This is a genomic window from Mycobacterium sp. (assembly GCF_049281135.1).
Taxonomy (GTDB): domain Bacteria; phylum Actinomycetota; class Actinomycetes; order Mycobacteriales; family Mycobacteriaceae; genus Mycobacterium.
Genome location: NZ_JBAPRN010000020.1, coordinates 1 through 13,304, shown reverse-complemented (window position 1 = coordinate 13,304; position 13,304 = coordinate 1). Strand labels below are relative to the sequence as shown.

The 13,304-nt window shown below is 67.6% G+C and carries 12 protein-coding genes and 1 pseudogene; 3 read left to right on the top strand and 10 right to left on the bottom strand.

From position 1 onward, the window contains the following. A pseudogene (locus WAN02_RS00735) lies at positions 1-900 on the bottom strand (primosome assembly protein PriA); the annotation flags it as partial. Between the two features lie 53 nt (positions 901-953). Continuing rightward, the gene (locus WAN02_RS00730; RefSeq protein WP_422261875.1) at positions 954-1,685 is read right to left on the bottom strand and encodes a lysoplasmalogenase; all 732 of its coding nucleotides are present in this window, start codon (positions 1,683-1,685) and stop codon (positions 954-956) included. On the opposite strand from WAN02_RS00730, the gene WAN02_RS00725 reads away from it, so the two are divergent. From WAN02_RS00725 to WAN02_RS00715, 3 genes are all read left to right on the top strand, one after another. After that, positions 1,684-2,634 (top strand): alpha/beta hydrolase, encoded by a 951-nt coding sequence (locus WAN02_RS00725; protein WP_422261871.1) that lies wholly within the window; start codon positions 1,684-1,686, stop codon positions 2,632-2,634. The two genes, WAN02_RS00730 and WAN02_RS00725, sit on opposite strands and share 2 nt — an antisense overlap. 70 nt (positions 2,635-2,704) lie before the next feature. Continuing rightward, positions 2,705-3,664, top strand: a complete 960-nt coding sequence (locus WAN02_RS00720) for an alpha/beta hydrolase (RefSeq protein ID WP_422261869.1) — start codon at positions 2,705-2,707, stop codon at positions 3,662-3,664. A 71-nt stretch (positions 3,665-3,735) separates the two neighbouring features. Further along, positions 3,736-5,223, top strand: a complete 1,488-nt coding sequence (locus WAN02_RS00715) for a flavin-containing monooxygenase (protein WP_422261867.1) — start codon at positions 3,736-3,738, stop codon at positions 5,221-5,223. Here the strand turns inward: WAN02_RS00715 and WAN02_RS00710 are convergent. The 8 genes from WAN02_RS00710 to carB all read right to left on the bottom strand — a co-directional run. Then, on the bottom strand, positions 5,220-6,014 hold the full coding sequence (locus WAN02_RS00710; protein WP_422261865.1) for a hypothetical protein: 795 nt from the start codon (positions 6,012-6,014) through the stop codon (positions 5,220-5,222). The two genes, WAN02_RS00715 and WAN02_RS00710, sit on opposite strands and share 4 nt — an antisense overlap. A gap of 91 nt (positions 6,015-6,105) precedes the next feature. Further along, on the bottom strand, positions 6,106-7,317 hold the full coding sequence (metK, locus tag WAN02_RS00705; protein WP_325685432.1) for a methionine adenosyltransferase: 1,212 nt from the start codon (positions 7,315-7,317) through the stop codon (positions 6,106-6,108). A 98-nt stretch (positions 7,318-7,415) separates the two neighbouring features. After that, positions 7,416-8,699, bottom strand: a complete 1,284-nt coding sequence (gene coaBC, locus WAN02_RS00700) for a bifunctional phosphopantothenoylcysteine decarboxylase/phosphopantothenate--cysteine ligase CoaBC (protein ID WP_422261873.1) — start codon at positions 8,697-8,699, stop codon at positions 7,416-7,418. 24 nt (positions 8,700-8,723) lie between these two features. Then, positions 8,724-9,050 carry a DNA-directed RNA polymerase subunit omega gene (gene rpoZ, locus WAN02_RS00695; protein ID WP_422261862.1) on the bottom strand — a complete coding sequence of 109 codons (327 nt, stop codon included), beginning with the start codon at positions 9,048-9,050 and terminating at the stop codon, positions 8,724-8,726. Positions 9,051-9,113: 63 nt separating this feature from the next. Beyond that, positions 9,114-9,725, bottom strand: coding sequence for a guanylate kinase (gene gmk / locus WAN02_RS00690; protein WP_422261860.1), 612 nt, complete (start codon positions 9,723-9,725; stop codon positions 9,114-9,116). Between the two features lie 106 nt (positions 9,726-9,831). Continuing rightward, the gene (gene mihF / locus WAN02_RS00685) at positions 9,832-10,152 is read right to left on the bottom strand and encodes an integration host factor, actinobacterial type (protein ID WP_422261858.1); all 321 of its coding nucleotides are present in this window, start codon (positions 10,150-10,152) and stop codon (positions 9,832-9,834) included. Positions 10,153-10,594: 442 nt separating this feature from the next. Beyond that, a complete protein-coding gene (gene pyrF / locus WAN02_RS00680) occupies positions 10,595-11,416 on the bottom strand; it encodes an orotidine-5'-phosphate decarboxylase (protein WP_422261856.1) in 822 nt (273 codons plus the stop codon). 2 nt (positions 11,417-11,418) lie between these two features. Next, on the bottom strand, positions 11,419-13,304 hold a 1,886-nt coding region (carB, locus tag WAN02_RS00675; RefSeq protein WP_422261854.1), incomplete at its 5' end, for a carbamoyl-phosphate synthase large subunit.

The window sequence follows — 13,304 nt, the reverse complement described above, 5'->3', positions numbered from 1 at the left end:
CAGGTCGTGCGCCCAGCCGCTGCGCACCAGCGCATGAGCTTCGGCGGTACGGGCATATCCCCCGATCAGCGCCGCGCAACGCATCTGATGGGCACGCAGCATCGCCACCTCGCGGGCATGCGGGTACGGGGCCCGCGGCTCGGCCAGCGTGTCATCGCCGTCGTCCCACACCATGACCAGGCCCAGGTCGCTGATCGGCGCGAACACCGCGCTGCGGGTGCCGATCACCAACCGTGCGCTGCCACGTAGCGCGGCCAGCCAGCGTCGGTAGCGCGCGGCCGGACCCAAGCCAGCCGACAACGCCACCACACCGGCTTCCTCGAGCAACGCCGTCGCGGCCCGAAACAGCATGTCCACGTCGCGCTGATCCGGCACGACCGCCAATACCGCGCGACCGGTCCGCACGGTCTGCGCGGCGGCCTCGGCGAACCGATCGGCCCACAGGTCGCCGGGCAGCGCCTGCCACACCGCGCGAGCTGCCCGGGACTCGGTCAGCGCGGTCAGGAATTGCCCGCCGCTGCCGTAGGCCTCCCACCCCGTCCGGTCGACGGCGGATACGGCGGAAAGCTCTGGCGGCGTTCGGTTTTCACGCTCCACCTTGGCGTGTCGGGGCGGCACCGCCAGCCTTAGCACGTCGGCGCGGGTGCCGGCATAGCGCGCGGCGACGGCGTCGACCAGCCGACGGATCTCCGGGGTGAGCACCGGCTCGGCCGACACCACCCGGTCCAGCCAGGCCAACTTGCCGACGTGATCGGTCTCGGTCCGGCGCTCCAGGATGAACCCGTCGACCAGGCGGCCGTGGAAGCGCAGCCGGACCCGCACACCGGGCTGAGCGTCGTCGGATTGCTCCTCGGACACCAGGTAGTCGAAGTCGCGGTCCAGGTGCGGCACCGACAACATCGGCAGCACCCGCGCGATCGGCTCGAATGCCGCGGGCAGCCGGGTCCGCGTGGTCACTCGCCAGGTGTAGCAGAGACGGCCGACACCCGACCGAAGAAGAACCCGGCCGTGATCAAGACCTGCGCGGCCGCGTAGGTCCACCAGATCGGTACCGCCAACGCCTCGCTGCCCAGCACGAACCGGCCGATACCGATCATCGCGTCCGAGCCCGCGAAGCACACCGCCCCGACCGCCGTCCACAGCGTGGGCAGCCGTGCCAGCAGCGCCGCGCACACCATGGCGGCCAGCACGACCATGTACACCGTCACCGGAATGGTCAGACCGTCACGACCCAGCTGCGGCCAGAACCACACCAGCAGCGCCAGGCAGGCCACGCACATCAGCCCGACGGCGATCCAACGGGGCCGCGACCGATCCGACTGCCGCGCCAACGGAAGCAGCGCACCGAGAAAACACAAGTGCGCCAACAGAAATGAGGCCAGCCCGAAGACAAAAGACGGCGCCCACCACGGAACGGCCAGCAACGCGTCACCGACCGCCGAGAACAACAGCGCCAGCATCAGCCAGCGCCGCTCGCGGACAACAGGATGCGCCGCCGCCGCCAACGCCAGCAACAGCGCCATCGACGCCTTGAACGCCGGCTGGGCAAACCACTGCCCGGTCAGCTCCACGCCCGGCGGCGAACGCAGCGCGGTAATGGTCAGAAACACCCCGTAGGCGAGGCCCGCCCATCCGGCCGCCACCCAGGCACCGACCATCACCCGCGGTGCGTACGGTGTCTGCATGCCCAGCGTCGACGACTCCGGATCCGCCATCGATCCCATCCTGCAGAAGGTACTGGACGCCGTTCCGTTCCGGTTGTCCGCCGACGACGGGGTTGAGGCGGCCCGCCGGCAACTGCGGGACCTGCCGCGACGCAGTTTTCATCCCGAGCTTCAGGTGGAGGACCGCGCGATCGACGGGCCTGCCGGGCCGCTCAACATCCGGATCTACTGGCCGCCAACCGATGACGCCGCACCGCCGGTGGTGGTGTTCTTCCACGGCGGCGGCTTCGTCGTCGGCGACCTCGACACCCACGACGGCACTTGCCGTCAGCATGCCGTCGGCGCCTCGGCGGTGGTGGTGTCGGTCGAGTACCGGTTGGCCCCCGAGCACCCCTACCCCGCGGCGATCGACGATGCCTGGGCCGCAGTGCAATGGGTCGCCGCGCACGGCAACGAGATCGGCGCCGACGCGAGTCGGCTTGCGGTGGCGGGAGATTCCGCGGGCGGCAACATCTCGGCGGTGATCGCGCAGCGATCCCGTGACCACGGCGGCCCGCCAATCCTGTTCCAGCTGTTGTGGTATCCGGCGACGCTGTGGGATTCGTCGCTGCCCTCGTTCACCGAAAACGCCGGCGCACCCGTCCTGGATAGCGCAGCCGTCGCCGCATTCAGCCGCTACTACGCCGGCGAGATCGACCTGTTCAATCCCCCGCCCGGAATGGCGCCGGGCCGGGCCGCGAACCTGGCCGATCTGCCCGCGGCCTACATCGGCGTCGCCGGTCTCGATCCGCTGCGCGACGACGGGATGCGCTACGGGGAGTTGCTCGCCGCCGCCGGTGTTCCCGTCGAGGTGCACAACGCCGAGACGATGGTGCATGGGTACCTCGGCTATGCCGGCGTGGTCCCCGCGGCCACCGATGCGATGGACCGTGGGCTGGCCGCACTATGCAACGCGCTGCGCGGGGTCTGATTGCTCGCCCTTCTCCTCATCGCGCTACGCGCTCTGCATCGTCGGCGCTCGGGATTTGTAAGGTAGGCCCATGACAGAGCCGACCATCGCCCGACCGCAGATCGACCCGACGCTGAAGGCAGTGGTCGACGCGATCCCGATGACCTTCAAGGCCTCAGACGGCGTCGAGGCCGCACGGGCGAAGCTGAAGCAACTGCAGGCACCCCCGGAGATGCTGCCGGATCTGCGCATCGAGAATCGGATCGTCGGGCACGGTGACGTCACCGACATCCCGGTCCGCATCTACTGGCCGTCGGTTGAGCCCGGCAACCTGCCGATCGTCGTCTTCTACCACGGCGGAGGTTTCGCCCTGGGCGACCTCGACACCCACGACCCGGTGGCCCGCGCGCACGCTGTGGGCGCGGAGGCCATCGTGGTGTCCGTCGACTACCGACTCGCCCCGGAGCATCCGTTCCCGGCCGGCGTGGATGACTGCTGGGCCGCATTGCGGTGGGTCGCCGAGCACGCCGCCGAGCTGGGCGGCGACCCGAATCGGATTGCTGTCGCCGGCGACTCGGCCGGCGGGAACCTGGCCGCGGTGACGGCACAACGCGCCCGCGACGAGGGCGGACCCCGGCTGGCATTTCAACTGCTGTGGTATCCGAGCATCACCGCGGACCTGTCGCTGCCGTCGTTCACCGAGAACGCCAACGCGCCGATCCTGGACCGCGAGGTCATCGACGCCTTTATGCAGTGGTACGTCCCCGGCGTGGACCTCAGCGATGCGAAAGCTCTGCCGACGTTCATGGCGCCGTCCAACGCCAGGGACTTCTCCGGGTTGGCCCCGGCCTTCATCGGCAGCGCGGAACACGATCCGCTGCGCGACGACGCGGCCCTCTACGCGAAGCTGCTCAACGACGCCGGTGTGCCCGCCGAGTTGAGCAACGAATCCACCCTGGTACACGGGTACGTCAGCCTCGCGCTGATCGTCCCGGCCGCTGCCGAGGCAACCAACCGCGGCCTTGCCGCCCTCAAAGCGGCACTGCACTGATCGGTCATCCTTGGCACCCGGTACCGTCGGTATCGACTAACCGGTTGTAGCGGCTCGCGAGGGAGGTACCGGTGAACGGCGATCGGCCCGATTACCACTGTCTGATCGTTGGCGCGGGGTTCTCCGGCATCGGCGCCGCAATCAAGCTCGACCAAGAGGGATTCGGCGACTACATCGTCGTCGAGGCCGGTGACGAAGTCGGCGGAACCTGGTACTGGAACACCTATCCCGGTATCGCCGTGGACATTCCGTCGGCGTCGTATCAGTATTCGTTCGAGCAGCGCCCGGACTGGTCACGAACCTACGCGCGCGGTGGCGAACTGAAGGCCTACGCCGAACACTGCACCGACAAGTACGGCATCCGGCCGAAAATCCGGTTCAACACCACCGTTCTCTCCACCGAGTTCGACGAGGAGCGGTCGCTGTGGCGGATCCAGCTCGATCCGGGCGGAGAAGTCACGGCACGGTTCGTGTTCAACGCCAGCGGTGTACTCACCGTGCCCAAGCCGCCCGACATCGACGGCGTCGACTCCTTCGGCGGCGCCACCGTGCACACCGCCCGCTGGGACCACGGCCTCGACCTGACCGGTAAACGGGTCGCCGTGATCGGCACCGGCGCGTCGGCGGTGCAGCTGATCCCCCAGATCGCGCCAATAGTCAAAGAGCTCAAAGTTTTTCAGCGCACACCCATCTGGTGTTTCCCGAAATTCGACGTACCGTTGCCCAAGCCGGCGCACTGGGGGCTACGGCTTCCCGGCGCCAAGACACTGCAGCGGCTGATCACCCAGACCTACGTCGAGGTCACCTTCCCGCTGCCGGCTCAATACTTCACCGTCTACCCGCTGGCCCGATGGATGGAGTCGCTCGGCCGCACGTATCTGCGACTGAAGGTGCGCGACCCGGCGGTGCGCCGGCAGCTCACCCCGCAGTACGCGATCGGCTGCAAACGGCCCGGTTTCCACAACAGCTATCTGTCGACCTACAACCGCGACAACGTCCAACTGGTGACCCAACCGATCGAGAAGATCATGCCGTCGGCGGTGGCCACCACCGACGGCACCAACCACGAGGTCGATGTCCTGGTGCTGGCCACCGGTTTCCACGTCTTCGACGCCGACACCACGCCCACCTTCGCGGTCACCGGTAGCGGCGGCCAGCGGCTCGCCCGATTCTGGGAAGCGAACCGGGCGCAGGCCTACGAGGGAACCACCATTCCTGGCTTTCCTAATTTCTTCAGCACGATGGGACCCTACGGCTACGTCGGCTCGTCCTATTTCGCATTGATCGAGGCGCAGACGCATCACATGCTGCGCTGCATGAAGCGGGCCCGCCAACGCGGCGCCACCCGCGTCGAGATCAGCGAAGAAGCCAACGCCCGCTACTTCGCCGAGCAATTGAGCCGTCGACACCGCCAGGTGTTCTGGCAGGACAGCTGCCGGACGGCCAACAGCTACTACTTCGACAAGAACGGCGACGTGGGGCTACGACCCGCGAACACCTTCGAGGTGTATTGGCGCAGCCGTCGTTTCGATCTCGACGACTACCGATTCACCGGCTAGAGAACGTGATCGGCCACCGTTGCCACCTCGGTCGACACCAGCGCCCGCAAATGACGGCGGTAGGCACTGCGGCCGACCGCGGTAAGGCCGAACCACCGACGGCCGTAATAGGGGTATACGTCAATGTATTGTGCCGCAACAAGTTCCGCTGTTTGCCGGTGGAGTGCCTCGCCGTCCACCCGCAATGCCTTGGCAAGGAACCGGGCCTCGATCGAGTCGACACCGGCCAGCATCGCACACACCAGGGTCTGCTGCCGGGGCGCGATCAGCGGGTCCCCCACCGCCGGATGATCGGGCGTTTTCCGCATTGCTCGCGCGTCGATGCCGTGGGGATCGATGCGCCAGGGCAGCAATGCGGCGGCGATCACCGGCGCCATGAAAACGACGAAGGGCAGCAGGTACGACATCGGGGTCCCGCGGTGCGCGATCGCGGCCGCCCAACTCCACCAATGCAATGATGCGGCAATCGCCACGACGACGATCGCCGACGCGATGAACAGACTGATCAGGCCGAGCAGGCTCGTCAGAAGGAAAACACCACGCGAGAAGAGGCGAATCCGGCGCGGGTGGACACGTCGCATTCGCCTGGCGTGCCACCACGTCGCGGCCACCGATGCCGTTGCAAGAGTGACCGCGGCGACCAGTACCAACGGCAACGATTTCGAACCGTAGAGCAGGCCGAAGACGGCTCCCCACGCCGCGTACAGAAGCAACGACGGCTCAAATTTCGCGTGTAACGCTCGCCGAGCCGCCTCAACATCCGCCAAGGTGCCAATTGGCGTGACTGACATGCCTGTCAATTTATCGCGTGCCGGCGACCCCTGCCGACGCGAAGGCCGCCAATCCCACCACGAGGTGGGGTTTTGCGACTGCCCGGTAGATCTAGATTGCGCGCTTGAGGTCGTCGACCTTGTCGAGACGCTCCCACGGCAGGTCGATGTCGGTGCGGCCGAAATGCCCGTAAGCGGCGGTCGGAGCATAGATCGGACGCAGCAGGTCCAGATCGCGGACGATCGCGCCGGGCCGCAAGTCGAAGACCTCGGGGACGATCTTCTCGATCTTGACCGGGTCGACGGTCGCGGTGCCGAACGTCTCGATGAACAGCCCGACCGGGGCGGCCTTGCCGATGGCGTAGGCGACCTGCACCTCGACCCGCTCGGCCAGGCCGGCGGCGACGATGTTCTTGGCCACCCAGCGCATCGCGTACGCCGCCGACCGGTCCACCTTCGACGGGTCCTTGCCGGAGAAGGCGCCGCCGCCGTGGCGGGCCCAGCCACCGTAGGTGTCGACGATGATCTTGCGACCGGTCAAACCGGCGTCACCCATCGGACCGCCGACGACGAACTTTCCGGTCGGGTTGACCAGCACCCGCGTCGACGAGGAGTCCAGCGTGTCGTGCGCCAGCTCCTCGAGGACGGTCGCCAGCACGTGCTTGCGGATGTCGGGGTCCAGCGTCTTCTCGAGGTCGATGCCGTCGGCGTGCTGGGTGGAGACCACCACCGTGTCCAGCCGGGTCGGAACGTTGTCCTCGTACTCGATGGTGACCTGCGTCTTGCCGTCCGGGCGCAGGTACGGCAGCGTGCCGTTCTTGCGGACCTCGGTCAGACGCCGCGCCAGCCGGTGGGCCAGCGCGATCGGCAGCGGCATCAGCTCCGGGGTGTCGCTGATCGCGTAGCCGAACATCAGGCCCTGGTCGCCGGCGCCCTGGGAGTCAAGCGGGTCCGCGGCACCCTCGACGCGCGTCTCGTGCGCGGTGTCGACGCCCTGGGCGATGTCGGGCGACTGACGGCCGATGCCGATGTTGACGCCGCAGGTCGCCCCGTCGAAGCCCTTGTCCGAGTGGTCGTAGCCGATGTCGAGGATCCGCTCGCGGACTGTGTTGGTGATGTCGGCGAACGCTTCCTTCGCCGTCGTGGTGACCTCGCCGATCACGTGCACCTGGCCAGTAGTGACAGCCGTCTCTACGGCGACGCGTGAGCGCGGGTCTCCGGCCAGCAGCGCGTCGAGCACCGAGTCGCTGATCGCGTCGCAGATCTTGTCCGGATGCCCCTCGGTCACCGATTCGCTGGTGAACAACCGACCCTGTTCGCTCACACCCGTCACCCCTTCAGGTCCACGTTGAAAATGTTAGTTAGACAAACCATATCTGTTGGCCGGTAAATGCTACCGGCCGGTCTACGGCGCAGGAGAGGCTAGGTGGCGTCCCCGGCGCCCCTCTGCAAGAACGTGACGATCGCGTCCACGATACGGCTGGCCATCAGAGTTTTCGAGCCCGGCTGCAGCGCTGACTCGGTGCCGTCGGCGGCCAACAGCCAACCGTCGTTGTTGTCGACCTCGAAGGCCTTACCGTCACCGACGGCGTTGACCACTAGCAGGTCACATCCCTTGCGCTGCAACTTCGCCCGGGCATGAAACAGCACGTCGCCGTTGGCGTCGCCGGTTTCGGCGGCGAAGCCGACGATCCCCCGCATGTTGGGCAGCTGCCCGGCAGCGCGGGCCTGCACGGCCGCGGCCAGCACATCGTCGTTGCGGATCAGGTCGATGGACTGCGGCTCCTCGGCGCCTTTTTTGATCTTCGCGGTCGCAACGTGCGCCGGCCGGAAGTCGGCGACGGCCGCCGCCATCGCCAGCACGTGCACGTCGGGTGCATGTTTGGACACCGCATCGCGGAGTTGTTGGGCCGAGCTGACATGCACGACCTCGACGCCCGCCGGGTCGATCAGGCCGGCGGTGTGACCGGCGATCAGTGTGACCTCGGCGCCGCGCTGGGCCGCGACCCGCGCCAGCGCGTAGCCCTGCTTGCCCGAGCTGCGGTTGCCGATGAAACGGACCGGGTCCAGCGGCTCGCGGGTGCCACCCGCGGTCACCAGCATCTTGACGCCGGCCAGGTCGTAGGGCAACGCGTCGTGGCGCTCCAGGAGCAGCTGGGCGAAGGTGGTGATCTCCTCGGCCTCCGGCAGCCGGCCTGCCCCGCTGTCCTCCCCAGTGAGCCGTCCAGATGCCGGCTCGAGCACCACAGCGCCGCGACGGCGCAACGTCTCCACGTTGTCGACGGTCGCAGGGTGCTGCCACATCTCGGTGTGCATCGCCGGAGCGAACAGCACCGGACATCGGGCGGTGAGCAGAGTCGCAGTCAGCAAGTCATCGGCGCGGCCGTGTGCGGCACGCGCCAACAGGTCGGCGGTGGCGGGCGCTACGACGACCAGGTCGGCAGCCTGGCCGATGGCGACGTGCGGCACCCGCGGAACGTCCTCGAATACCCCGGTCTGGACTGGTTCGCCGGACAGCGCTTCGAAGGTGGCGGCGCCGACGAATCGCAACGCGGATTCGGTGGGGATCACGCGGACCGAGTGGCCGGCCTCGGTGAGTTGACGAACGACGGTGGCGGCCTTGTACGCGGCGATACCCCCGGCGACGCCGACGACGACCCGCTTACGGTCCGTCCGCGAATCGTCCGTCTGGCTCCGGGAGCCGATCACAGCAAGCCCGCCTCGATTCCGCTACTCGCCTTCGGTGTGCTCAAGCAGGTCGCCGTGGATCTCGCGCATCGCGATCGACAGCGGCTTTTCCTGCAGCCCCGGCTCGACCAACGGGCCGACGTATTCGAGGATGCCCTCGCCGAGTTGGTTGTAGTAGTCGTTGATCTGGCGGGCACGCTTGGCCGCGTAGATCACCAGGGCGTACTTGCTGGACACCCGCGCGAGCAACTCGTCGATGGGCGGATTGGTGATGCCCAGCGGCGTGTCGTAGGCGCCGATACCACCCGATGCCGGGTCGAACTGGTCGGGCACGGCGGCTAGCGAAGTGTCGGTATGTGAACTACTCACGTAAATGTTCTCCTGGCGGCTAGAACGGTCTGCGACTGAAGCTGAATGGAGTCTGAATGCGGGTCACGCCGTGTCCGGCCCAGTTCCCACCAGCAAGGATACCAATTCTGAGCACGCAGTTTCCAATTGGCTGTTCACCACGACCTCGTCGAAGTCATTCTGAGCCGCCAATTCCGCGCGTGCGGTGGTCAGTCGGCGCTCGATCACCTCGGGTGTCTCGGTGCCGCGACCGATCAGGCGGGCCTCCAACGCCTCCCAATTCGGCGGGGCCAGAAACACCGTCAGCGCCTCTGGCATCGCCTGCTTGACGGCGCGGGCGCCGGCCAGGTCGACCTCGATGAGTACCGGATGCCCGGCGGCCACGGCGTCGCGGACCGGTCTGGCCACGGTGCCCGATCGGTGCAGGCCGCCGTGAATTTCCGCCCACTCGAGCAGGGCACCGTCGTCGATCAGTTGCTGAAAGCGAGCGGGCGTCACGAAGTGGTAGTCGACCCCGTCGACTTCGCCGGGCCGCGGTGCTCTGGTGGTCGCCGAGACGCTGAAATGCAGATCCGGGACCCGCTTGCGCAGGCAGCGGACCAGCGTCGACTTGCCTACCGCGGATGGACCGGACAGCACGACCACGCGTCCTGTAGCGGCCGCACGACTGCCGTCCGGTCCCCCGTCGGTGTTCAACGACTCTCCTGGAAGATGCCGGGGTTGTCGCCCGGCCCGCCCCGTCGCCGCTGCGCGGCTGGGGGTGCCCCCACCTCAGGCCCTGCGGCCTGCATCGTCGCCGGACTCAGGCGGTGAAGTCGAACTTTTCCAGCAGAGCCTTGCGCTGACGGTCGCCGAGGCCGCGCAGACGGCGCGTCGGGGCGATCTCCAGCTCGGTCATGATTTCCTGCGCCTTGACCTTGCCCACCTTCGGCAAGGCCTCCAGCAACGCGGAAACCTTCATCTTGCCCAAGACCTCGTTGGTCTCGGCGTCCTTGAGCACCTGCTTGAGATTGGTGCCGCCGCGCTTCAGCCGGTCTTTGAGCTCGGCTCGCGCTCGACGTGCGGCGGCAGCCTTCTCCAACGCTGCCGCGCGCTGCTCGTCGGTCAACTGGGGAAGGGCCACGATTCCTCCGTATCAATCATCAACAGCTATCGATCTTTGTTTGTCCTGGCTAGGTAGTCCAGCCAGCGGTGACGACCGTACCCACGCCTTCAGACGAAATCTAACCCGCCCCCCTGGTAGAAACTACAAAATCGCAGCTTGCGGCTCTGAGAAGAGTCCACCCGGGACACCCCGGCAGGGGACCGTCAACGCTGTTTTCGCGGCCGTCGATCGGCCGGTCTCACGGCCGTGAAGCGTGCCCTACCTGGGCTTTTGCCGAGTGCACCGCTCTCGAACGGCCAGCGTGAAGACCGCGGTCCGACCGCCTCGGAACCGCCCGAAAACCCGAATCTCCGCCGGTTAGGAATATTGCGGCGTGTCGCGCGTGTCGCCGCGAACAGCGCATCCGGCCAGACAGTGAACGATTTCGTGTCGTAGCTCGCCAACCGGGGTCCTGAACGGCTCAGCCGGCCAGATACGCGACCGCGTCGCGCATCCGCTGCCCGGCTTTGCGCACCGCTGCAACGTCCGGTCCGGCCCGCAGCACGTCGCGGGACACCGCGGGCAGCAGCTGCCCCGGAGCGGCCCCACCCAGGCCACCCAGCGCATCGGGCCGACCACCCTGGAAGCCGACGCCGGGTACCAGCACCGGTCCACCGAGCTCGCTGACGTCGGGCATCTCGGTCACCGTCGCGCCGACAACGACGCCGACCGAGCCGGAGCCGGGGCCCATCGCATGGTTGGCCGCTGCGGCCTGGTCGATGATCAACTGGGCCACCGGACGGCCGCCGGTGTCGGCGCGCTGCACGCTCGCGCCCTCCGGATTGGACGTGGCCGCCAGCACGAACACCCCGCGACCGTGTGCCGCAGCGCTGTCCAGCAGCGGCTGCAGCGAGCCGAAACCCAGATACGGCGAGGCGGTTACCGCGTCGGCAGCCAGCGGCGAGTCACCCGTCCAGGCCGCCGCATAGGCCGCCATTGTCGAACCGATGTCCCCGCGCTTGGCATCGGCCAGCACCAGCACACCGGCATCGCGCAACGCGGCCATCGTCCGCTCCAGCACCGCATACCCTGCGGCGCCGTAGCTTTCGAAAAACGCCACCTGAGGTTTGACGACGGCGAAGTCGGCGTAGGCCGCCACGCAGATGTCGCAGAACGCCGCCAGACCGTCGGGGCTGACCGGCAGGTCCCATGCCCGCAGGAGTTCGGGATGCGGGTCGATGCCCAGACACAGCGGCCCGCGGCGGGATATCGCGTCGGCCAGCCGGGCGCCGAACCCGGGCATCGCTATTCGCCGCCGTTGCCGTTGTTGAGCGCGCTGTGCAGCTCTTGCAGCGAGCGGACACCGATATCACCGCGAATTCCGGCTTCGATGCCCTGGACGGCCGCCGAGGCGCCTTGGACCGTCGTGACGCAGGGAATGTTCACTCCGACTGCGGCCGAGCGAATCTCGTAACCATCGATGCGTGGTCCGGAATTTCCGTAGGGCGTGTTGAACACCATGTCCACCTCGCCGGCCCGGATCGCGTCGACCGCCGACATCGACGGACGACCCGGCTGCGCTTCTTCGAAGTGTTTGCGAACCACGTCGCATGGAATACCGTTGCGGCGCAGCATCTCTGCGGTTCCTTCCGTGGCCAGCACCCGGAAGCCGAGATCAGCCAGCCGCTTCACCGGAAACACCAGTGATCGCTTGTCCCGGTTGGCGACCGACACGAACACCGTCCCGGAGGCAGGCAGAGATCCGTAGGCCGCGGTCTGGCTTTTGGCGAACGCGCTGCCGAAGTCGCGGTCGATGCCCATCACCTCGCCGGTCGATTTCATCTCCGGGCCCAGCAGGGAGTCCACACCCGAACCGTCGGCGCGACGGAACCGGTGGAACGGCAGCACCGCTTCCTTGACGGCGATCGGCGCGTTCGGCGCGGCGTTGCCGCCGTCGCCGGAAGCCGCCAGTAGTCCTTCTTCGCGGAGCTGAGAGATCTTGGCGCCCAGCATGATCCGCGCGCACGCCTTGGCCAGCGGTATGGCGGTGGCCTTGGACACGAACGGCACGGTGCGACTGGCGCGCGGGTTGGCCTCCAGCACGTAGAGCACGTCGTCCTTCAACGCGTACTGCACATTGAGCAGCCCGATCACGCCGATACCGTGCGCGATCGCCTCGGTCGCTGTGCGCACCTTCTCGATGTCGCTGCGGCCCAGAGTCACCGGAGGCAGTGCACACGCCGAGTCGCCGGAGTGAATCCCGGCCTCTTCGATGTGTTCCATGATGCCGCCGATGTAGACCTCGTCGCCGTCGCAGAGTGCGTCGACGTCGATCTCGATCGCGTCTTCCAGGAAGCGGTCCACCAGTACCGGATGTTCGGGAGACAGCTCGGTGGCACGGGCGATGTAGCCCTGCAGCGTTTCGTCGTCGTAGACGATCTCCATGCCGCGGCCGCCGAGCACGTAGGACGGCCGAACCAGGACCGGATAGCCGATGTCGGCGGCGATCCGCCGGGCCTGCGCGAACGTCGTCGCCATCCCATAGCGGGGAGCGGGCAGGCCCGCCGCCGACAGCAGATCACCGAATGCGCCGCGGTCCTCAGCCAGATCGATGGCTTCAGGCGGGGTCCCGACGATCGGAACACCTTCGTCGGCAAGCCGTTGCGCCAGCCCCAGCGGGGTTTGGCCGCCGAGTTGCACGATGACACCCACCACGCCCGGGCCGCCGGCGCCGGACCGCTCCTCGGCGTGGAAGACCTCCAGGACGTCCTCGAACGTCAGCGGCTCGAAGTAGAGCCGGTCGGCAGTGTCGTAGTCGGTGGACACCGTCTCGGGATTGCAGTTGACCATGACGGTCTCAAAACCCGCCTGCGACAGCGTCGTTGCGGCGTGCACGCAGCTGTAGTCGAATTCGATGCCCTGCCCGATCCGGTTGGGGCCCGAACCCAGGATCAGCACCTTGGGCCGCTCGGTCTGCGGGGCCACCTCGCTCTCCGCGGCGGGGTCGAGCTCGTAGCTGCTGTAGTGGTAGGGCGTCTTGGCCTCGAACTCCGCGGCACAGGTGTCCACGGTCTTGTACACCGGGTGAATGCCGAGCCGTCGCCGCAGCGATCGCACCCCGTCTTCGCCGGCCAATTCTGGTCGCAGTGCTGCGATTTGGCGGTCCGACAATCCGCTGTGCTTACACCTGC

Bases quoted from the DNA above. Each gene is read 5' to 3' on its own strand.
- WAN02_RS00720 (WP_422261869.1), top strand. From the start codon at position 2,705: ATGACAGAGCCGACCATCGCCCGACCGCAGATCGACCCGACGCTGAAG.
- WAN02_RS00710 (WP_422261865.1), bottom strand. From the start codon at position 6,014: ATGTCAGTCACGCCAATTGGCACCTTGGCGGATGTTGAGGCGGCTCGG.
- WAN02_RS00730 (WP_422261875.1), bottom strand. From the start codon at position 1,685: ATGCAGACACCGTACGCACCGCGGGTGATGGTCGGTGCCTGGGTGGCG.
- WAN02_RS00725 (WP_422261871.1), top strand. From the start codon at position 1,684: ATGCCCAGCGTCGACGACTCCGGATCCGCCATCGATCCCATCCTGCAG.
- pyrF (WP_422261856.1), bottom strand. From the start codon at position 11,416: ATGCCCGGGTTCGGCGCCCGGCTGGCCGACGCGATATCCCGCCGCGGG.